The sequence below is a fragment of the Microbacterium sp. A93 genome (assembly GCF_051842835.1).
In genome coordinates, this window is record NZ_JBPXMT010000001.1 from 245,920 (window position 1) to 264,955 (window position 19,036).

The 19,036-nt window shown below is 63.1% G+C and carries 17 protein-coding genes and 1 tRNA gene; 5 read left to right on the plus strand and 13 right to left on the minus strand.

Translation table 11 applies throughout. The annotated features are described in order from the left end of the window. Nucleotides 1-11: 11 nt before the first annotated feature. Nucleotides 12-311 carry a hypothetical protein gene (locus ACSU1G_RS01225; RefSeq protein ID WP_439278083.1) on the minus strand — a complete coding sequence of 100 codons (300 nt, stop codon included), beginning with the start codon at nucleotides 309-311 and terminating at the stop codon, nucleotides 12-14. After that, on the minus strand, nucleotides 311-2,308 hold the full coding sequence (locus tag ACSU1G_RS01230; RefSeq protein WP_439278084.1) for a DUF262 domain-containing protein: 1,998 nt from the start codon (nucleotides 2,306-2,308) through the stop codon (nucleotides 311-313). Before ACSU1G_RS01230 ends, ACSU1G_RS01225 begins: the two co-directional genes overlap by 1 nt. Nucleotides 2,309-2,484: 176 nt before the next feature. On the opposite strand from ACSU1G_RS01230, the gene ACSU1G_RS01235 reads away from it, so the two are divergent. Then, nucleotides 2,485-3,258: a hypothetical protein gene (locus ACSU1G_RS01235; RefSeq protein ID WP_439278085.1), complete on the plus strand. Its 774-nt coding sequence runs from the start codon at nucleotides 2,485-2,487 to the stop codon at nucleotides 3,256-3,258. A 188-nt stretch (nucleotides 3,259-3,446) separates the two neighbouring features. Beyond that, the gene (locus ACSU1G_RS01240) at nucleotides 3,447-3,950 is read left to right on the plus strand and encodes a DUF3145 domain-containing protein (RefSeq protein ID WP_439278086.1); all 504 of its coding nucleotides are present in this window, start codon (nucleotides 3,447-3,449) and stop codon (nucleotides 3,948-3,950) included. A gap of 147 nt (nucleotides 3,951-4,097) precedes the next feature. Here the strand turns inward: ACSU1G_RS01240 and ACSU1G_RS01245 are convergent, their stop codons facing one another. The 6 genes from ACSU1G_RS01245 to aceE form a co-directional block, all read right to left on the minus strand. After that, a complete protein-coding gene (locus tag ACSU1G_RS01245; protein WP_439278087.1) occupies nucleotides 4,098-5,333 on the minus strand; it encodes a beta-ketoacyl-[acyl-carrier-protein] synthase family protein in 1,236 nt (411 codons plus the stop codon). Between the two features lie 96 nt (nucleotides 5,334-5,429). Further along, complete coding sequence (locus ACSU1G_RS01250; RefSeq protein WP_439278088.1) at nucleotides 5,430-5,678, minus strand: acyl carrier protein; 249 nt, start codon at nucleotides 5,676-5,678, stop codon at nucleotides 5,430-5,432. 68 nt (nucleotides 5,679-5,746) lie between these two features. Beyond that, nucleotides 5,747-6,748 (minus strand): beta-ketoacyl-ACP synthase III, encoded by a 1,002-nt coding sequence (locus tag ACSU1G_RS01255; protein WP_439278089.1) that lies wholly within the window; start codon nucleotides 6,746-6,748, stop codon nucleotides 5,747-5,749. Continuing rightward, complete coding sequence (locus ACSU1G_RS01260) at nucleotides 6,745-7,665, minus strand: ACP S-malonyltransferase (RefSeq protein ID WP_439278090.1); 921 nt, start codon at nucleotides 7,663-7,665, stop codon at nucleotides 6,745-6,747. The genes ACSU1G_RS01255 and ACSU1G_RS01260 overlap by 4 nt, the downstream gene beginning before the upstream one ends. 96 nt (nucleotides 7,666-7,761) lie before the next feature. After that, entirely contained in the window at nucleotides 7,762-8,955 is a 1,194-nt protein-coding gene (locus ACSU1G_RS01265) for a PucR family transcriptional regulator (protein WP_439278663.1), read from the minus strand. Between the two features lie 31 nt (nucleotides 8,956-8,986). Beyond that, the gene (gene aceE / locus ACSU1G_RS01270; protein ID WP_439278091.1) at nucleotides 8,987-11,713 is read right to left on the minus strand and encodes a pyruvate dehydrogenase (acetyl-transferring), homodimeric type; all 2,727 of its coding nucleotides are present in this window, start codon (nucleotides 11,711-11,713) and stop codon (nucleotides 8,987-8,989) included. A gap of 153 nt (nucleotides 11,714-11,866) precedes the next feature. Between aceE and ACSU1G_RS01275 the strand changes: the two genes are divergently transcribed. Continuing rightward, a tRNA-Val gene (locus tag ACSU1G_RS01275) sits at nucleotides 11,867-11,939 on the plus strand. A gap of 38 nt (nucleotides 11,940-11,977) precedes the next feature. On the opposite strand, the gene ACSU1G_RS01280 is transcribed toward ACSU1G_RS01275, so the two are convergent. Beyond that, nucleotides 11,978-12,220, minus strand: coding sequence for a hypothetical protein (locus tag ACSU1G_RS01280; protein ID WP_439278092.1), 243 nt, complete (start codon nucleotides 12,218-12,220; stop codon nucleotides 11,978-11,980). A gap of 1 nt (nucleotide 12,221) precedes the next feature. On the opposite strand from ACSU1G_RS01280, the gene ACSU1G_RS01285 reads away from it, so the two are divergent. Further along, nucleotides 12,222-13,733: an Ig-like domain-containing protein gene (locus tag ACSU1G_RS01285; RefSeq protein WP_439278093.1), complete on the plus strand. Its 1,512-nt coding sequence runs from the start codon at nucleotides 12,222-12,224 to the stop codon at nucleotides 13,731-13,733. Nucleotides 13,734-13,996: 263 nt separating this feature from the next. On the opposite strand, the gene ACSU1G_RS01290 is transcribed toward ACSU1G_RS01285, so the two are convergent. Next, nucleotides 13,997-14,959, minus strand: coding sequence for a GlxA family transcriptional regulator (locus tag ACSU1G_RS01290; RefSeq protein ID WP_439278094.1), 963 nt, complete (start codon nucleotides 14,957-14,959; stop codon nucleotides 13,997-13,999). A gap of 111 nt (nucleotides 14,960-15,070) precedes the next feature. Between ACSU1G_RS01290 and ACSU1G_RS01295 the strand changes: the two genes are divergently transcribed. Continuing rightward, nucleotides 15,071-15,709, plus strand: a complete 639-nt coding sequence (locus ACSU1G_RS01295; RefSeq protein ID WP_439278095.1) for an HD domain-containing protein — start codon at nucleotides 15,071-15,073, stop codon at nucleotides 15,707-15,709. A 148-nt stretch (nucleotides 15,710-15,857) separates the two neighbouring features. Here ACSU1G_RS01295 and ACSU1G_RS01300 read toward each other — a convergent pair whose 3' ends face one another. The 3 genes from ACSU1G_RS01300 to ACSU1G_RS01310 all read right to left on the minus strand — a co-directional run bounded on the left by ACSU1G_RS01300 (nucleotide 15,858) and on the right by ACSU1G_RS01310 (nucleotide 18,974). After that, nucleotides 15,858-16,886: an NADPH:quinone reductase gene (locus ACSU1G_RS01300; protein WP_439278096.1), complete on the minus strand. Its 1,029-nt coding sequence runs from the start codon at nucleotides 16,884-16,886 to the stop codon at nucleotides 15,858-15,860. Between the two features lie 199 nt (nucleotides 16,887-17,085). After that, a complete protein-coding gene (locus tag ACSU1G_RS01305; protein WP_439278097.1) occupies nucleotides 17,086-17,736 on the minus strand; it encodes a response regulator in 651 nt (216 codons plus the stop codon). Then, on the minus strand, nucleotides 17,733-18,974 hold the full coding sequence (locus ACSU1G_RS01310) for a sensor histidine kinase (RefSeq protein ID WP_439278098.1): 1,242 nt from the start codon (nucleotides 18,972-18,974) through the stop codon (nucleotides 17,733-17,735). The genes ACSU1G_RS01305 and ACSU1G_RS01310 overlap by 4 nt, the downstream gene beginning before the upstream one ends. Nucleotides 18,975-19,036: the final 62 nt, after the last annotated feature.

Consider the following 19,036-nt stretch of genomic DNA (forward strand, 5'->3'; position numbering starts at 1 on the left):
CAACGGGTCGGTTACAGCGGACGCGCGGTGACCGACTCTTTGCCGAGATCCTTGCGCGCGGTGCGCAGGCACTTGGTGCACAGCAGCTCGACCGTGCGCGGGTGGTCTTCGCCACAGGTGCAGTCGATCGTCACTCGCCACTTGGCGCGACGGCCGCATGGTGCGTACGCCGCTTCATCGCCGTGATCGCACTCGCATTCCTGAGGTGCGTCATCGTCCCAGCCGAGTGACAGGTCGGCGAAAGCCTGGTCGAAAGGGTCAGCACTGAGATCCGGTAGAACCGGAACCTGGGTCGGAGCTTCTTGTCGCATCACATCACGTTGCCGATATACGAGTACTTCACGAACACCTCGGCGGCGATGCCCGACTCTTCCAACATTCCTTGCGCGGCGCTCATCATATAGTTCGAGTCCCAGCCCATGTAGAGGAAGTTCTCGTCATCCAGTGCGTCCCACTGGCCCTTCCACGCCATCTCATTGTAAATCGGTCCGCCGTGTTTCGTGCAGTAAGCGATGGCAGCTGGGCGGTTATCGGTCCATGCACGGCGGAACACACGGTTGAACAGCGCGCGAACGTCCTTGGTTTCCCAATGCTCGCCGCGGTACTCGACATAGTCGAACTCGCGATCCCATCCGGCCGGCCAACCGCGTCGACGCACGGCATCCAGCACCGGTGTCAAGCCATCGTCGTCGATCTCGGGAAGGGTGGGGCGCGCCCAGATACGCAGCAGTTCTGCGCTGAGTCGTACTGTGCGCTGCGAGATCGCGGCCGTGCCCCAGGCGGGCGTTTCAGCAAGTTGCTTCGTTGCCGCAACGGCACTGCGTGCGTACGCATCGGTGAGCTTGTCCGGGTACGAAGCTCCGAAAACTCGCTCCGCGAGTGACTGCTCCAGCAGCGTCAGATTTCCGAGCGTCGGGGCCAATGTGCGGTGGCTGTTCTGCTCATCTTCGGAGTATTCGCTCCACGTTCGCGAACCATCGCCAGACCAGGCTTCGCCGGGGGCCACGGGAACGATGTGCTCCACATCGAATGCTGAGGTGTCATCGACGCCTTCGAGTCGCCCCAGTACGTACGCGGCGTGGGGGAGCTCGACATACTTCAGGACAGCACTGACCCGTTCATCTGACGGCGTGATCCGTGCAAAGGCGCGCATGAGCGCATCGCGACCCGCTGTGCGTGCGCGACAGAGTCGGGCGATAAGTCGCTCTGTCGGCAGGTTCACCAGTGCACGCCGCAAGTACAGCGCCTGGGTCCACTCCAACGTCTCCAGCAGTTCGTTTCGGCTGATGAGGCCGCGGGCATGCTCGCTGTAAGCGGTCATCGCCAGGGGATAGGCTGCTTTGCCGAAGGTGTTGATGTGTTCGAGCTGACGGCGCAGCTCCGCGTCCTTCTCCAGAGTCGGATCCAACAGGATGCCGTAGATCTCGGCGTAGTGCCGCCAGGTCTCGGCATCCGCCTGAAGACGCTCGACGTTCACGCGAGGGAACGAGTGACGGAACGCGCTGTACACGCCGTGCTCGCCATTCGCGGCGACCTCGCGACCGGTCGTCATCACCAGATAGTGTCGCCAGAACGCGCCAATCGCCTCGCCCGTGTGGCGTTCGATCGGCAACCAGAAGCGCTCCTCCACATCGAGTTGCTCGGCATGGCTGAGCCCCATCAGGATGTAGTTGTGGATCAGCTCGTGATCACGCAGAGGCTCGCCAGTGGAGTTCAGGCTCTCGAATATCTGCTGCGCATTGGCATCGGCGCTCAGAGTGATCGAGACATGCTCGATCTTCTGCAGTCCGCGCCAGATTCTCGGTGCCTCGTCGGCATGCACTTGACTGCGAAAGAACGCGTAGTTGTCATCGAAGCGAGACTCGCGTTCCTCGTCGCCGCGACGATCGAGGATGACCGATTCGTAGTACTCGGCCCAGGCATGGTGCGGACGCAGCTTGGTGCGCGAGGTGTCGTCGGCGCGAACCAGCACACGCTCAAGTTCAGCTGCCATCGTCGGGTCGGCATCGCGGACAGCATGATGCAAGGCCGCGACCAGGAGCATCAACGTCGTGATGCGCTGTTGGCCGTCGATGAGGATCAGATCTGTCTCGGAGGCATCCTGAGCCGAGAGGATCGAACCGATGAAGTGGCGGTGCGTGTCGTCCTCATGAGCGACAGCGCGGATATCAGCAAGCAGACGCTCGCATCCGCCGATATCCCAGCGATACTGGCGCTGATAGACCGGAACGACGATTGTCGTCGCTGGGGCGGAAAGCCACTCGATCGTATTGACGGCGGTCGCTTCGACATTTGTGGCAGTTGCCATGTTCTTCGCTCTTGCTCCTCACAGCGGCGGGTACCTGCGATCCACCGCCATCGAGTCTAGCCGTCGCTGATTTTCTCCGGTTGCGTTCCGTGGAGTGCTCAGCCTCCGCTGTTAGGCTTGCCTTATCAGGGCCTGTTAAAACGTGCTGGCCCCCGATGAAAGGACATGACCTAATCATGGGATATATCAAATCAGCAGCCCTTGAGGAGAAAGGCTTCGTCGTCCTCGACGGCTACAGCCAGGAGCTCGACCCTAAAGAGTGGTTGGACATCGAGTACAACGACTGGAAGTCCTCGGGCGACACTCGCTTTGCTCCGTTGGCGAGCGCCAAGGGCGAGATCGAGTGCAACGGCTTCTGGAACCACAAGCCGCCGCGCACTGACAAGGACGGCGTTTGGATCGACTCACAGGTCGCCAAGGCACCGAACCTCACCCGCCGCGCACAGGAACCTGGTGCCAACGTCGGCCGTTGCCGCGTGATCGAACTGCAGCCCACTCCTTATGGTGACTGCCTCTACAACCTCCACCAGGACGACAACAACCGCCTGAACCCGGATGGTACTGGCTGGGTGGTGCGAGGATTCTTCAACCTCAGCGATGACAAGGACAGCTTCTTCGTCCTGCGTGAGAACCGCACAGACCCCGCTGGTGAGGTGCGCCTTGCGCTTCCGGCCGGCGCGCAGCTCATCGTCGACACGCAGCGTCTCTGGCACGCCGCGACCCACACGGGCTCCAAGCCGCGCTACAACCTCATCACGTCGTGGACGTCGGGTCCGGAGCTCGACGCCTACATCGAGAAGTACCACGGTACTGACGATGTTGAGAACTACCACGTCCCGCAGGAGGTTCTTGAGGCTGGCTATGCAGAGCAGGCTCGTAAGGATGCCGCCCGTGACGCGTACTACGCGGCTAAAGGCCAGCAGGCCAAGCTGGCGATGAGCGAGGCGTAAGCCTCCGCTCGCTGCGCCTCACGACGCATGATTTGGAAGCCCCGGTCGGATGACCGGGGCTTCCGTCATAATCACACGCTTGTGATTTCCGTTGGACTGGGCGATAATCGCCATATAACCGCATATTCTCGCCACACTTCGTTGGCTCAGGTCGTTGGGGAAGACGCACCTGAAGAAACGGAGAGATCATGGCGACGGCATACGCTCGCGGAGTGGTGTACATCCACTCTGCACCTCGCGCGCTCTGCCCGCACCTTGAATGGGCGGTAGGTCGCGCTATTGGTCGCGCGGTGAACTTCGATTGGGCTGATCAGCCCGTGCTCGAAGGGTCTCGTCGTGCCGAGTTCTACTGGGATGGCCCGGTCGGTACAGGCGCCACTCTCGCGACCGCGATCCGCGGTTGGGAGCACCTGCGGTTCGAGGTTTCTGAAGACCCCACGCCGCGCAGTGACGGTGGCCGTTGGCTGCACACGCCAGATCTCGGCATCCATTACGCGCAGACGGACGCTGCCGGCAACATCGTCATCGGTGAGGATCGCATCCGCTACGCGATGGAGATCGCCGCAGGCAGCGCAGTGGAGCTTCAGCGCGAACTCGATGTCGCACTCGGCTCGGCATGGGACGTGGAACTCGAGCCCTTCCGTCACGCCAGTGATGACGCCAGCGTCGTCTGGCTGCACAAGGTCGGCTGATCGTCTCGGCCGCGCATGGACCCGGGCGTCGGGAGGCGTCAGTATCGGATGCCGGTGAGTGATCCCGGACTCTGAGAACGCGAATCCCGCCCCGTACGACGAAGGCCTCGCCCCGAGAGAATCGGGGACGAGGCCTTCGACATGAGATCAGCCCTCGTAGTCGGCAAACGCGACGACGGCGTTGTGGCCGCCGAAGCCGAAGGAGTTGCTGATAGCTAGCTGCGGGCCGTCGCCGAGAGGCTGCGGGTCACCGGAGACGAGCAGAGGGATCTCAGGATCCTGGGTGGTGAGGTTGATTGTCGGGGGAGCGACGCGGTTCTTGATGGCCAGGATCGTGAAGATCGCCTCGAGCGCCCCGGTGCCGCCGAGCAGGTGGCCGGTGGACGATTTGGTCGCCGACACAGGAATCTCATGAACGCGATCACCGATGACGCTCTTCAGCGCCGCGTACTCGTTCGGATCTCCGACCGGAGTCGAGGTGGCGTGCGCGTTGATGTGCGTGATGTCGTCAGGAGTGCGGCCAGCGGCATCCAGCGCGAGTTTGACCGCACGCGCAGCGCCCTCGGGAGCGTTCGCGGTGATGTGGTACGCGTCGGCCGTGACACCACCACCGACGAGTTCCGCGTAGATCTTCGCGCCGCGTGCCTTAGCATGCTCTTCTGTTTCGAGGATGAGCACAGCAGCGCCCTCACCCATGACAAAGCCGTCGCGGTCCTCGGAATAGGGACGCGATGCGGTCGCCGGATCATCGTTGCGACGCGAGAGCGCCTGCATCGAGGCGAAGGATGCGATCGTGATCGGGTGGATGGCAGACTCCGTGCCTCCGGCGATCACGACGTCGGCGAGCCCTGACTGCAGGTGCTCGTAGGCGTTGACGAGAGATTCGGTGCTCGACGCGCACGCCGAGGCGACGGTGCGGGCGAAGGCGCGAGCGGTGAAGTGAAGTGAAAGGTTGCCGGCTGCAGAGTTCGGCATGAGCATCGGCACCGTCATGGGCATGACGCGACGCGGGCCCTTCTCACGAAGGGTGTCCCATGCATCCAGCAGAGTCCACACGCCGCCGATACCAGTGGCGAAGTCGACGCCGAGCCGCTCGGGATCGACGTCGGGGGAGCCTGCGTCTGCCCAGGCTTCCATCGCCGCGATCAATGCGAACTGCGAGGAAGGGTCAAGGCGCTTGGCCACAGGCCGCGCCAGCACTTCTTCGGGGCGAACCATCGCCTCAGCTGCGAAGGTGACAGGCAGCTCCAACTCGGCAACCCACTCGTGTTCCAAGGATTTTCCGCCGGACATACCAGCGAGCAGATTGGTCCAGTTGTCTGGGGCCGTTCCGCCGATGGCTGAGCTGGCGCCGATACCGGTGACGACGATGCGCTTGGTCATTGCGTGGGGTTCCTTGTCGAACGGGTAGTTCTCGAGTGAAGGGAAAGCAGAGGATGCCACACCCCGCACACGACGGGGGGTGGCATCCATCAGGTGTTACGCCTGGCCAGCGACGATGAAGTTGACGGCGTCGCCGACGGTCTTGAGGTTCTTGACCTCGTCGTCGGGGATCGTGACGCCGAACTTCTCTTCTGCGTTGACGACGATCGTCATCATCGAGATCGAGTCGATGTCGAGGTCATCGGTGAAGGACTTCGCGAGTGCGACCTCGGATGCTTCGATGCCGGTCTCATCGGTGACGAGCTCGGCGAGGCCTGCGAGGACCTCATCGTTGGTGAAAGCCATGTGGTTTTCCTCTTTCTTGCGGGTTGTAATCGGAACCGTTGAATAGTTTAGGCAACGGTAGAGGTAGATCAGGGAAGGACGACGACCTGTGCCGCGAAAACGAGTCCGGCACCGAAGCCGATCTGAAGCGCGAGACCGCCCGAAAGCTCGGGGTGCTCAGCCATCAAACGGTGACTTGCCAGGGGGATTGATGCCGCTGACGTGTTGCCTGTGGTCTCGATGTCGCGAGCGATCACCGTGGTCTCAGGAAGCTTCAGCTGCTTTGCGAACTCGTCGATGATGCGCATGTTCGCCTGGTGTGGGATGAAGGCGGCGAGGTCGGATGCCTCAATGCCGGCAGCCTCGAGCGCTCGACGGGCGACCTTTGCCATGTCCCAGACAGCCCAACGGAACACCGTAGGACCTTCCTGACGCAGGGTCGGCCACTCAACTTCGCCATCACGGAACTGGGTCAGGGTGCCGTTCATACCGACGGCGTCTGACTTTGAGCCATCCGAACCCCATACGGCAGGTGCGATGCCGGGCGTGTCGCTCGGGCCGATCAGCGCGGCGCCTGCGCCGTCACCGAGAAGGAAGGAGATACTGCGGTCAGTGGGATCGACGACATCGGAAAGCTTCTCCGTGCCGATCACGAGCGCGTAGCGGGCAGCGCCGGCGCGGATGAGGGCATCGGCCTGCGCGATCGCGTAGGCGTAGCCAGCACACGCTGCGTTGACGTCGTACGCCGCGGCTGGGTTAGCGCCGACGCGGTCTGCGACGATCGCTGACACCGAGGGCGTCTGCTTCGGGTTGCTGATGGTGGCGACAATGACAAGGTCGACATCGGATGCCGCAACCCCTGACTTCTCAATCGCCTCAGCGCCGGCGAGGGATGCGAGGTCGATCGCACTGGTGCCCTTGTTGGCCCTCGTTCGCGTGATGATGCCCGTACGCTGACGGATCCACTCATCGCTGGAGTCGATCGGACCGATCAGGTCTTCGTTCGGCACGAAGTTCTCACCGCGAGCTGCGCCGTAGGCGAGGATGCGGGTGTACTGCGGGCCTGTGGCCTGCTTCAACGTAGCGGTCATGCGGCTGCTCCAATCAGCAGCTCAGCCGCTGCATCGAGATCTTCGGGTGTTTTGACGGCGACGGTCGGCGTGCCGCGCAGTCCTCGTTTTGCGAGGCCGGTCAGTGCCCCGGCCGGAGCCAGCTCGACCAGGCCGGTGATGCCGCCGTCGGCGAACGACGACATGCACAGATCCCAGCGCACGGGAGATGAGACCTGATTGACGATGAGTTCGAGTGCCTTCGCGCCGGACGTCACAATCGAGCCGTCCTTGTTGGTCCACAGCGTGATGGTCGGATCTGCCGGTGCGAGTGCGGCGACCGTAGCTTGGAGGGTGGCAACTGCCGGCGCCATGTATGAGGTGTGGAACGCGCCCGCGACCTGGAGCGGGATGACTCGGGTGCCCTTCAGTGGCTGCTCTGCCAGTTCGGCGAGTGCGGGAAGCGATCCGGCGACGACGATCTGGCCGCCTCCGTTGAAGTTCGCGGGGGAGAGGTCGATTTCGGCGAGGCGGGCGAGCAGAGCCTGCTCATCACCGCCCAGCACAGCGCTCATTCCGGTCGGCGTCATTGCTGCGGCATCGGCCATCGCGCGGCCGCGCACACCAACCAGGCGCATCGCGTCTTCGGCCGTGAGGATGCCAGCTCCCACGAGGGCGGCGAGTTCCCCGACCGAGTGTCCGGCGTAACCGTCCGGGCGGCGCACAGCGCGCCGCTCCAGTTCCTGCGCGGCGATGAGGGAAGCGGCGACGATGAGTGGCTGCGCGATATGGGTGTCACGGATCGTGTCGGCATCCGACTTCGTGCCGTGGAGGATGAGATCGACCTCAGCGGCCTCGGAATAAATGGCAAGGGTGTCTGCGACACCATCCAGCTCGAGCCAAGGGGCAAGGAAGCCGGGGGTCTGTGAGCCCTGTCCAGGGCAAGCGACGACAATCACCTACCCAGTCTGCCAACGATCCGCCGGATTCGGTGGATGATCCATCACAAGATTGTGCAAATCGTTTGTGTGTGGCGTACAGCGGGTTTGGCGGCTTCAGCGTGCGCGGCGTCCAGTGGACCGACGGCGCACCGATTCTGTGGTGCCGATGGAGCCCAGAATTAAAGCGGTCTGCAGAATCAATGCTTCGCGTGGTCCGGTGGCATCCCAGCCGATGACCTCGCTGACGCGCTTGAGCCGGTAGCGGACAGTGTTGGGATGCACGAACAACTCACGGGCGGTTGCTTCGAGAGACCGGCCGTTGTCGAGATAGCTCCACAGAGTCGTGACGAGGTCTGTGGAATGTGCCTGAAGTGGGCGGTAGATGCGGTCAATCAGAGTCTGCTTCGCGAGCGGATCGCCGGCGAGGGCCCGCTCGGGCAGCAGGTCGTCTGCTTCGACCGGCCGTGGTGCGGTGCGCCACGCGCGTGCAACAGCGAATCCGGCCAGTGCCGCGCGGGCGCTTTGCCCTGCATCCACCAGCGCCGCAACGGGAGGGCCGAGCACGACGTACCCGGGCCCGAATGACGGCTCGAGTCGCGTGGCGATCTCATCGAAGGAGAGATCGTCATCTTCCTCTTCGCGCCCGGCGATGCGGGCGCGTCCGAGTACGAGCACGAGACGTGACCCCTGTACTCCGATGAGTACGTCGACAGACAGCTTGCGTGCAGTGCGACGCACGTGATCGACATCGAACTGCGGGGGCGTGGTGCCGACGAGGACGCAGACCTCACCATGACCGTGCCAGCCGAGGGCTGCGATGCGGCTGGGAAGCTCCTCATCGGCTTCACCGGTGAGGATCGAGTCAACGACGAGGGCTTCCAGACGCGCATCCCACAGCCCCCGTGCCTCGGCAGCGCGCGCATAGACATCGGCGGCCGCGAAAGCGACATCACGGGAGTACAGCAAGATTCCCTCGCGGAGGTTCTCGCCCTTGCCGGCGATGCGTTCCTCGGTGATCTCGACCGTGACACGGATCAGCTGCAGCGTCTGGGTCAGGCTGACGCTGCGGAGCAACTCGCGGGGAGCGGCGGCGAAGATATCGGCAGCGATCCACGGCGTCGAAGTTGGATCGTCGAACCACTGGATGAACGACGTGATGCCCGCCTGGGCCACCAGCCCGACCGCGGAGCGGCGGGCTGGTGGCATATCGGCGTACCAGGGCAGCGTGTCTTCTAGCCGCTGAATGGTCGCCGTAGCGAGATCGCCGGAGATCCGGCGAAGCCAGGCGAGCGTCGTCGGCTTATCCATCGACGCGGGAGACGATCCAGTCACGCGCGGCTCAGCTATCGCCGCCGGCGTTTCCGCTCGCTCCTGCGTTGACATTGTGCAGGTCGTACTTCGCGATCGCCTGCGCGATCACGGAGCGGTCAACCTGTCCCTTGTCAGCGAGGCCTTGAAGGGCGCGGACCACCATCGACGGACCATCGATCTTGAAGAAGCGGCGGGCTGCTGCACGCGTGTCAGCGAAGCCGAAGCCGTCGGCGCCGAGCGTGTAGTAGTCGCCTGGTACCCACTGGCGGATCTGGTCCTGCACGGCGTGCATGAAGTCGCTCGTCGCGATGAACGGACCCGCAGCGCCCTGCAGCTTCTGCGTGAGGTAGGCCACCTTGGGTTCTTCCTCAGGGTGCAGGAAATTGTGCTCGTCGGCAGCGAGTCCGTCGCGGCGCAGCTCGTTCCAGCTGGTGACCGACCAGACGTCACTGGTGACGCCCCAGTCCTTGGCCAGCAGCTCTTTCGCTTCTAGCGCCCACGGCACACCGACACCGGATGCGAGAAGCTGCACGCGGGGGCCATCGCCCTCGCCCTGCGCGACGCGGTGGATGCCCTTGAGGATGCCCTCGACATCAACGTTCTCCGGCTCAGCGGGCTGCTTGAACGGCTCGTTGTAGACCGTGATGTAGTACATGACGTCGGGGTCCGGGTGGTTCCCGCCGTACATGCGCTCGATACCGGCCTGCACGATGTGCGCGACCTCGTAGCCGTAGGCCGGGTCGTACGTGACCGTGACCGGGTTAGTCGATGAGAGCAACGGAGAGTGACCGTCGGCGTGCTGCGTACCCTCGCCGGTCAGAGTCGTGCGACCCGCGGTGGCTCCGATGACGAAGCCACGTGCCATCTGGTCACCCGCAGCCCAGAAGGCATCGCCGGTGCGCTGGTATCCGAACATCGAGTAAAAGATGTAGATCGGGATCAGAGGTTCGCCATGCGTTGAGTACGAGGTGCCGGTCGCGGTGAAGGCCGCGGTGCCACCGGCCTCGTTGATGCCGACGTGCATGATCTGACCCTGCGGGCTCTCCTTGTAAGCAAGGAGAAGCTCGCGGTCGACGGCCGTGTAGTTCTGACCGTTCGGGTTGTAGATCTTGGCGGTCGGGAAGTAGGCGTCCATGCCGAACGTGCGAGCCTCGTCCGGGATGATCGGCACGATTCGCTCGCCGAAGCCCTTGACCCTCATGAGGTCCTTGAGCATGCGGACGAACGCCATCGTCGTGGCGACTTCCTGGTTGCCAGAGCCCTTCTTCGGGAAGGCGTAGTCCTTGTCCTCGGGGAGTGTGAGGCCCACGTGCGTGGTGCGCCGCTCCGGAAGGAAGCCGCCGAGCTCGTGACGACGATCCAGCATGTACTGGATCGTTTCGTCCTTCGCGCCGGGGTGGTAGAACGGCGGGCGGTACGGGTCGGCTTCGAGCTGAGCATCCGTGATCGGAATCTGCATGGTGTCGCGGAACAACTTGAGGTCGTCCAGCGTCATCTTCTTCATCTGGTGCGTCGCGTTGCGCCCCTCGAAGTGCGGGCCGAGGCCATAGCCCTTGACCGTCTTCGCGAGGATGACGGTCGGCTGGCCCTTGTGCTCGGTGGCTGCCTTGTAGGCGGCGTAGACCTTGCGGTAGTCGTGGCCACCACGGCGCAGGTGCCAGATCTGGTCGTCGGTGTAGTCCTTGACCATGGCGGCAGTGCGCTCGTCACGACCGAAGAAGTTTTCGCGCACGAAGGCGCCGCTCTCAGCCTTGTAGGTCTGGTAGTCACCATCGGGGGTGACATTCATGAGGTTCAGCAGCGCACCGTCGGTGTCGCGGGCGAGCAGGTCATCCCACTCGCGTCCCCAGACGACCTTGATCACGTTCCAGCCGGCGCCGCGGAAGTACGACTCCAGCTCCTGGATGATCTTGCCGTTGCCTCGTACCGGGCCGTCGAGGCGCTGGAGGTTGCAGTTGATCACGAAGGTCAGGTTGTCGAGGCCCTCGTTTGCTGCGACCTGCAGCTGACCGCGGGACTCGACCTCGTCCATCTCGCCATCGCCGAGGAACGCCCACACGTGGGAGTCTGCGACGTCCTTGATGCCGCGGTTGGCGAGGTACTTGTTCGTCATCGCCTGGTAGATGGCGTTGATCGGTCCCAGACCCATCGACACAGTCGGGAACTGCCAGAACTCCGGCATCATGCGCGGGTGCGGGTAGGAGGGGATGCCGTTCGGCGACGCGGACTTCTCCTGGCGGAAGCCGTCGAGCTGGTCCTCGCTCAGACGACCTTCGAGGAAGCTCCTGGCGTACATGCCGGGGGAAGCGTGACCCTGGTAGAAGATCTGGTCACCGCCGGCCGAGTCGCCCTGACCGCGGAAGAAGTGGTTGTGGCCGACCTCATACAGTGACGCCGCTGAGGCGTAGGTCGAGATGTGACCGCCGACTCCAATACCGGGGCGCTGCGCGCGGTGCACCGTGATCGCGGCGTTCCAGCGAATCCAGTGACGGTAACGACGCTCGAGTTCTTCATCACCGGGGAAGTCCGGCTCGTTTTCGGACGCGATCGTGTTGATGTAGTCCGTGGTCGGAACCATCGGAACGTTGAGGTGCAGTTCCTTGGAACGCTTGAGCATGCTGAGCATGATCTCGCGACCACGCCCCGGGCCCTTCACATCGACGAGCTCGTCGAGTGACTGCTGCCATTCGCCGGTCTCCTCCGGATCACTGTCGAGGGGGCTCTGGGAGTACGGATCCTGGTCGTGAACGGTCACGTGGAGCCTTTCGTCAAGCTGGCAGGTCTTGCCAAGGAAACGGGAAGCGACGCGGGGAGCCTTGTCGGCTCGGCACAACGCGCGCCGCATTTAGCCTAGTCCTGTTCATCGGTGTCGGCGCACATCTTCGGCATGGATAGAATGGATGCACCAGGGCCTGTAGCTCAGCTGGTAGAGCGCCACGTTTACACCGTGGATGTCGTCGGTTCGATCCCGGCCGGGCCCACACAATAGTCGATGTTCAAACTTGCGAGGTCCGCAGGTTTAACATCCTCCCCCCGCGCGCACGCTGGCCTCGTAGGCCAGCGCTGCCGCGTGGAGCTTCGGATCGAGAAGCGAATCGAACGATTCACCGGGTTCGCCTTCCACAGTGTCGATGTTCTCGATTTCGTAGACATTGATGCGTTCAAAGAACGCTTGGTCGAGGAACGCGAGCCGCCTGGTGATGCGGTCTTGTTCTTCGCGTTGTTGAAATATGCACCCCCAATGCACATTAAAATCGAGCATTATGCGTCGATCATTTTTGAGCGCGAGCGCCGTCGTTGCACTCGCCGCTGGTGCCCTGTTCATCAGCACTCCCGCCTACGCGGATGCCATCTCTTACCAATTCAAATACACCGTCACTAACGAAGACCCGAGCACCGTCGCCTGGCCCAGTGGCGCCGACTGCTCAACGGAGGCGGCTTGGGATGGCAATGGACGTCGTGCGATCACTTCGGTGGCCGTCGTGAGTGCGACCGGTCTGTACACCTTCCGTGACTTAAAGAGTCCGGTGGATGGGCGATTCATAATATTTGAAGGAGCCTTCGACCGGAATGACGTCAGTAACTGTGTTGCGGAGGTTGACGACTTCGGGCTGGTGAATCTCGAAGCTGACGTGGAGTACACGATGGTGCTCGCTGGGTTCGGGGGCCAATCGGGCACTGTGAGCTACCGCGCCTCGGGCCCCGGAATTTTTGGTACCGCCACCACCCTCTTAGGTGCCACCACCGCGCTCACCGCCAGCAGTGGCACGGTCGCTGCGGGAGACCCTGTTGACCTGACTGCAACGGTTGCACGCCCGGGGTTTACGGCGAACTTCGAGGGCAGTGTCGAATTCTTCGATGGTGCTACCAGCCTCGGGGAGGTTCCGGTGTCCGCGACGGGCCAGGCTGCCCTCCCTAACGTGGCTTTGACCAGCGGATCCCACCAGATCACCGCCCACTATGCGGGCAACACTTGGGTTTTACCATCGATATCAGCGCCGGTGACTGTCGAAGTAGAACCACCAGTAGCGGCGACCACGACGGTCGTGACTGCAGCCAACGCGTCTGTGGAAGCCGGCACTGAGGTTTCCTTCAACGCCGAGGTAACGGGGGCGATGCCCACCGGCACCGTCGAGTTCTTCGCCGATGGCACCTCGCTGGGTAGCGCAAGCACAACTGCCGGCGCGTCGGCGACAACGGCGAGCGCGATCCTCGCCACCGCCTCGCTCGCGGTCGGTACTCACTCGATCACCGCAACCTACGGCGGAGATCTCAACAACGCGGCATCGACGTCGCTCGTTGCACTGACAGTGACGGTGACCGCGGTGCCGGATTCTGAGCCGGCACCAACCCCCGTTCCGGCACCAACCCCCGTTCCGGCACCAACCCCCGTTCCGGCACCAACCCCCGTTCCGGCACCAACACCTGAGCCGGCGCCTGCGCCTGTGCCGGCACCAACCCCCGATCCGACACCAACACCCGATCCGGCGCCTGCGCCTGTGCCGGCACCAACACCTGAGCCGGCGCCTGCGCCTGTGCCGGCACCAACCCCCGATCCGACACCAACACCCGAGCCGACACCCGCGCCTGTGCCGGTGACCCCGGTCGTCAAGCCGGAGCCTGCGAAGAATGACACCTCTGCCAAGCAACTTGCGGCTACTGGGGCAGAGTTGCCGCTTGGGCAGCTTGGGCTCCTCAGCGGAGGGCTGACGATTGCGGCGGGCGCGATACTGCTGGTCGCTAGGCAGCGAGCGCGGCGCACACGTCAGGCGTAGGGAACCGGAGCCTGATCAGCGGGTGCTTGGTGAGCGGGTGTTTGGGCCGCAAGTACCCGGCTCGTACGCAATAATCTCGTATGTTGGGGCTGTCCTCGCGCCGTCACAGCTGCCAAGGTGGGTCTAGATCGATCTTGGCAGCGACGGTGCTACCCGCACAGGGCGAGGGGACCCATCCCTTGTGCGAGTTTGGTTTTCAGTATTCAGTCCTGGAACTCGCATCGGCACCCCGGCTTGAGGAATGAGCTTCGGAATTGTCGTCGCTACAGCCTGCTGGCTGTTCGAGTCGTTGCGAATCGATCACGGAACGCGCTGGGTGTAGTGCCGAAGTGACGCGCAAAAGCACGCCGTAGTGTCTCGTCAGAGCCGAAACCGCTCAGATGTGCCACCTGGTTAATTAGGTACCCGTCGAGAATCAGTGCCTGAGCCGCATCCACCCTGGCTTCTTCAAGCCAGCGTGAGGGCGTCATCCCAACTTCGGCCTGGAATAACCGATTCAAGTGGCGGGTGCTGACTCCAATCGTTCTGGCCATTGAAGGTAGTGTGTGCTCCTTGCCGGGAGCAGCGACTACCTCATCCATGAGTCTGCGCAATGGCTCACTGTTCACTGCGGGTCGACGCAGGGCGGTCGAGTACTGGCTCTGTCCACCAGGCCGTTGCATGAACATCACCAGTTCGCGCGCCACTGCTCGCGCGTCTTCTGCGCCCAGATCGTCTTCGACCATCGCGAGTGCGAGGTCAATCCCAGCCGTGATCCCCGCTGACGACATATACCGGCCGTCTCGAATGTGAATCACATCTGGTTGAACCTTGACATTCGGATAGCGGCGGGCCAACTCAGTGGCGTATCGCCAGTGAGTGGTAGCGTGCCGACCATCGAGAAGCCCCAACTGCGCCAGCACGAACGCTCCAGTGCACACAGATGCCACACGCTCTGCACCTGCTGCGAGCCGCTCGACCGTAGCGAGTAGATCAGACTCCAAAGGCTGATCGACGAGATTCTCCCCACCCGCGACGAGGAGAGTGTCGAGCGCAGCTATCTGCGTACTAGCAGTGCTGTCGATCTGAATGCCAGACGACGTACGAATCCGCCCGCCGCTCGGCGAGATGAATTCAAGCTTGTACGTATCATTGGCGCGGTCTGAGAGTCGGAACACTTCGGCCGGACCGCCGACATCAAGAAGCGTCATCCCGTCAAAGACAATAAGGCCGATTCGATGCGTCATGTCTGAATCTGAGGGGAACTGGTCAAAAATGACATACGCACACACTACCTGATCTTGCGATCCTTGAACGAGAACCGACAGAACGAGGTATCTCGTCGAAAGGACCAAAAGATGACAGAGACGATTGCCGGGATCGCAATTCCGGATAGCCCCATGGTTAAGGACGCCACTGCACTTGTGCAGGATGTCGCATCCGAGCTTGTGTATCACCACTCCAGACGCGTGTTCCTCTTTGGCTCGCTTCGCGGCCAGGAGCAGGGGCTGCAATACGACCCCGAGCTGCTGTATGTCGGCGCGATGTTCCACGACCTCGGACTGACCGATAAGTACCGACGCACGGACCAGCGATTCGAGATCGACGCTGCCGATGAAGCGCGTCGATTCCTCCACGAACACGGAATTGATGCCAACGACGCTGACACCGTGTGGGCAGCGATCGCTCTGCACACAACCCCGGAAATCCCCCTGCATATGGCACCGGAGATCGCACTTGTCACGCGTGGGGTAGAGCTGGATGTGCTCGGGCTCGGCTACAACGCAATCAATGACGAGCAGCGCCAGGCCGTTGTCGAGGCGCACCCACGCCCTAATTTCAAGAATCAGATTCTCGCAGCCTTCACCAATGGGCTCAAGGATCGGCCAGACACAACATTCGGGAACGTGAAGGCGGATGTGCTGGCGCACTTCGTGCCCGGGTTCAAACGTGGTGACTTCGTGGAAGTCATTCGAGGCTCAGCATGGCCTGAATAGACACGCGAACTTGGCCGGAATGCGGAGCCCCGCTGCTAGATCCTGAACCGGCACGGCAACCGCATAACCATCGAGCCCCTCCTTTTGATTAGAGGCACTCAAACGGGTGTGAGAAGCACCTACGAAGGCCCACCACATCAGTTCCCGCTCAGGCGTCGTCTTCCGTGACGCGAATGAGGACCTTGCCGATCGTGCCCTGTTGTACCGCGTCGTGAGCGGCGGCGGTCTCCTCTAGTGGAAACCAGGTGAGGGGAAGCCCTGCTGCCGCACCGACGGGAAGCGCGTCGTCCTCCAGTGCAGCCGTGATGTCTTCGACCGCCGTGGCGAGAGCCTCCTCGCCGACCGTGTACAGGAGCAATCCCTGCCAGCGGGCGTTCTTCGCGAAGCTGGTGATGATGGGGACCGTGATCGTGTCACCCTTGTCGTTCGCGTAGAACGCAATCGAACCGTGGTTCGCCAGCACAGCGACATCTAAAGCGGCGTTCATGGCGGGCGAGACCTCGACGACGTGGTCGATGCCCGACGGCGCGACTTCGAGAATTCGTTCGGCCAGCCGGTCATCGGGATAGCGGAACACGTGGTGCGCGCCGGCTGCGCGGGCGAGCTCCTCTTTCTCGTCGCTGCTGACGGTCGTGAGAACTCTTGCGCCTGCCCAGACGGCGAGCTGGATAGCAGCATGACCCACGGCGCCGGCTCCACCCTGAACGAGGACCGTCCGATCGGCAAGAGCGCCAGGGGAGAGCCGCGATGGGCCGTACTCATGCACGGTTAGCGCGCGATGCGCAGTCATCGCTGGTACGCCGAGACTCGCAGCGACGTCGAAACCGACCCCATCCGGAAGTCGGACGGCGCGAGCAGCGGGAACGACCGTGACGTCCTGAGCGGTCCCGGTCGGACGTTCGTGTGCCGCGAGATATACCCACACACGATCTCCGACCTGCAGGTCACCGACATCGTCACCGACCGCATCTACGACGCCGGCACCGTCCTGATTCGGCACGATCTGATCGAACGGCATCGGCGTTCCCGAGGACGCTCGAGCCTTCCAGTCGGTGGGATTCACTCCCGAGGCGTGGATGCGGATGCGCACCTCACCGGTGCCCGGTTGTCCCGCCTCGCGCTCGATCAACGTGAGCGTCTCTGAGTCGCCCTTGCCTGTGTACACGATTGCTCTCATGCCGAATGCAAGCAGGCAGCGCACTCGGGTATTCCCGTCTCGCACTGTCAGTTGAGCTGGGTGAGACCGGCACGCAAGTGGTCGAGCCGGCGCGTCTAAGAGCACGGCAGTGCACCACTCAAGCGGACTGGTAGGCGATCCTTCATCGCTGCCGGGACAGTCTGTGATCCTGGTGCTAGTTCTTAGTCGTGGCGGGAGATCACACCGCGCCGAGCCGCGCGAGCTGCACGCGTGAGTCCGCGCCCGTCTTTGCATAGAGTGCGCCCACATGGGTTTTCACCGTTGTGATCCCGACACCCAGCCGCTCGGCGATCGCCTGGTTGGTCATGCCCGTTGTGAGAAGGTCGAACACTTGGCGTTCACGTGACGTGAGCTGGGAAGGATCCAGCATCGGAGCATCCTCCGCACCGTGTCCCGCGTGTCGTGCGGCGGTGAGACGCGCAATAACGCCGCCCGCAATCGCCGGGTCGATGACGTGTCGGTCCGCGGCTACGTGATGGACAGCCTGGATCAACTCGGCCCCGCTCGTACTTTTCAGCAAGTAGCCGCGCGCACCGGAGGTCAGCGCCCGCGCGATGAGGTCATCGGAATCGTAGGTAGTGAGCACGATGACCCTGGTGGTCGTCTCAGCGGTGATCCGCTCAGTCGCCCAGATGCCGTCGGTGCCGGGCATCCGCAGATCGACCAGAGCGACGTCGGGAGCGTGCCGGATGCAGACGGCGAGAGCGTCGAAACCATTCTCGGCTTCTGCCACGATCTCGAAACCAGGATCGGTGCCGAGGATCGCAGCGACTCCGCTGCGCACCGCCTCGTGGTCGTCCGCAATGATGACCCTCACCTTGTTGGTCACTTCCACTTCCTCTGTTCTTCGCTCGGGGTCGTCGGGATCGTAAGAATTGCCCGCCAAGGCTCGCCGCGTGCGCCGGATTCTGTCATGAGATTCGCGCCGATGCCGGCGAGCAGTAGTCTCGCGCCACCGATGCCGAGCCCTGTGCCAGGAACAGTGGAACCGTGAGCGGCACGGGCATTCGAGAGTGTGACGACTGCTTCCGTGGGCTCCCTCCAAGCATCCGAGTGCCGCGGTTCGGGCTGCTCGCCGGTGACGCACACGGTAACGTCGCCGACCCCATGCTTGGCGGCATTCGACACGAGTTCCTGGAGCACTCGCAGCACGATGCGCTGGCACGAATCCGGTTGCGGGTGCAGGGCAGCCTTCATGGCCCCTGCGCCGCCTTCGATCCAGACCAGTGAGCGGCCTGCCGGGAGCAACTGCGTCAACTGGTCGAGTTCGTTCTCGAACTGGACCGGGACAGGCTCTTCGAGATCGTCGACCGCGGTGAGCACCGTGATGAGGTTTCGAAGTTCACGGTACGCCTGGTCGGTTCCGCGCTTGGACTGCTCCAAGCTTTGGACCAGCGAGGTGACATCGCTCGCCGCCGGCCTGGCCAGGAGTTTCGCGGCTTCGATGTGCAGGCCCGCCACCGCGATTTGGTTCGCGACGAGGTCGTGCAGGTCGTGGGCGATACTCTGGCGCAGTTGCCGTGTGCCCCGGCTGTGTTGCTCGGCCATCGCGGCGTGGGTGCGCAGCCGTTCGCTGCGCACGTTCCATCCCCATGCGCCAGAGACCGTGACAATGAGCACCCACTGGACGACGATGACCGGAACCATATTCCCCTCGGGGCGGAAGACGATCAGTCCCGTTCCCAGCAGGATTGCGCCGGCGACCGCGGCCCAGAGCAGGTACCGCACGCCGCGATCACTCCCGTACTTCATGGCCGCGTAGATGAGGTCGGTGAGGATCAGCACCACGCCGACGCTGCCGCCAAAGAGGAGGTCCGCTCCGGCCCCGACGATCCCGATGGCGAGAGCGACGAACGGTCGTCGTGATCGCAGCGTTGCGACGGCGACCATACATCCAAGGATGACGATAAATGCGCTTCCGTTGGTGTCGAAGATCACGACGTCGCGCCACAAGTGGTAGCCGCCCGCTTGCAAGAGCGCAAGGCCGAGCAATAGCCACACCGCAGCGACGACCGCGTCTCGGCTCGCGGGGTGCGCGTTCAATCGTTCCCACCAGCGCGCCACCATGCCTCATAGTCTGCCGGAAGGCTACTTTTTCGTCTCATCCGTTCGGAGGAGGCCGACCGGCC

Bases quoted from the DNA above. Each gene is read 5' to 3' on its own strand.
- ACSU1G_RS01265 (WP_439278663.1), bottom strand. From the start codon at position 8,955: ATGGATAAGCCGACGACGCTCGCCTGGCTTCGCCGGATCTCCGGCGAT.
- ACSU1G_RS01250 (WP_439278088.1), bottom strand. From the start codon at position 5,678: ATGGCTTTCACCAACGATGAGGTCCTCGCAGGCCTCGCCGAGCTCGTC.
- ACSU1G_RS01225 (WP_439278083.1), bottom strand. From the start codon at position 311: ATGCGACAAGAAGCTCCGACCCAGGTTCCGGTTCTACCGGATCTCAGT.
- ACSU1G_RS01285 (WP_439278093.1), top strand. From the start codon at position 12,222: ATGCGTCGATCATTTTTGAGCGCGAGCGCCGTCGTTGCACTCGCCGCT.
- ACSU1G_RS01240 (WP_439278086.1), top strand. From the start codon at position 3,447: ATGGCGACGGCATACGCTCGCGGAGTGGTGTACATCCACTCTGCACCT.
- ACSU1G_RS01295 (WP_439278095.1), top strand. From the start codon at position 15,071: ATGACAGAGACGATTGCCGGGATCGCAATTCCGGATAGCCCCATGGTT.
- ACSU1G_RS01290 (WP_439278094.1), bottom strand. From the start codon at position 14,959: ATGACGCATCGAATCGGCCTTATTGTCTTTGACGGGATGACGCTTCTT.
- ACSU1G_RS01310 (WP_439278098.1), bottom strand. From the start codon at position 18,974: ATGGTGGCGCGCTGGTGGGAACGATTGAACGCGCACCCCGCGAGCCGA.
- ACSU1G_RS01255 (WP_439278089.1), bottom strand. From the start codon at position 6,748: ATGACCGCTACGTTGAAGCAGGCCACAGGCCCGCAGTACACCCGCATC.
- ACSU1G_RS01300 (WP_439278096.1), bottom strand. From the start codon at position 16,886: ATGAGAGCAATCGTGTACACAGGCAAGGGCGACTCAGAGACGCTCACG.
- ACSU1G_RS01280 (WP_439278092.1), bottom strand. From the start codon at position 12,220: ATGCTCGATTTTAATGTGCATTGGGGGTGCATATTTCAACAACGCGAA.
- ACSU1G_RS01230 (WP_439278084.1), bottom strand. From the start codon at position 2,308: ATGGCAACTGCCACAAATGTCGAAGCGACCGCCGTCAATACGATCGAG.
- ACSU1G_RS01245 (WP_439278087.1), bottom strand. From the start codon at position 5,333: ATGACCAAGCGCATCGTCGTCACCGGTATCGGCGCCAGCTCAGCCATC.
- ACSU1G_RS01235 (WP_439278085.1), top strand. From the start codon at position 2,485: ATGGGATATATCAAATCAGCAGCCCTTGAGGAGAAAGGCTTCGTCGTC.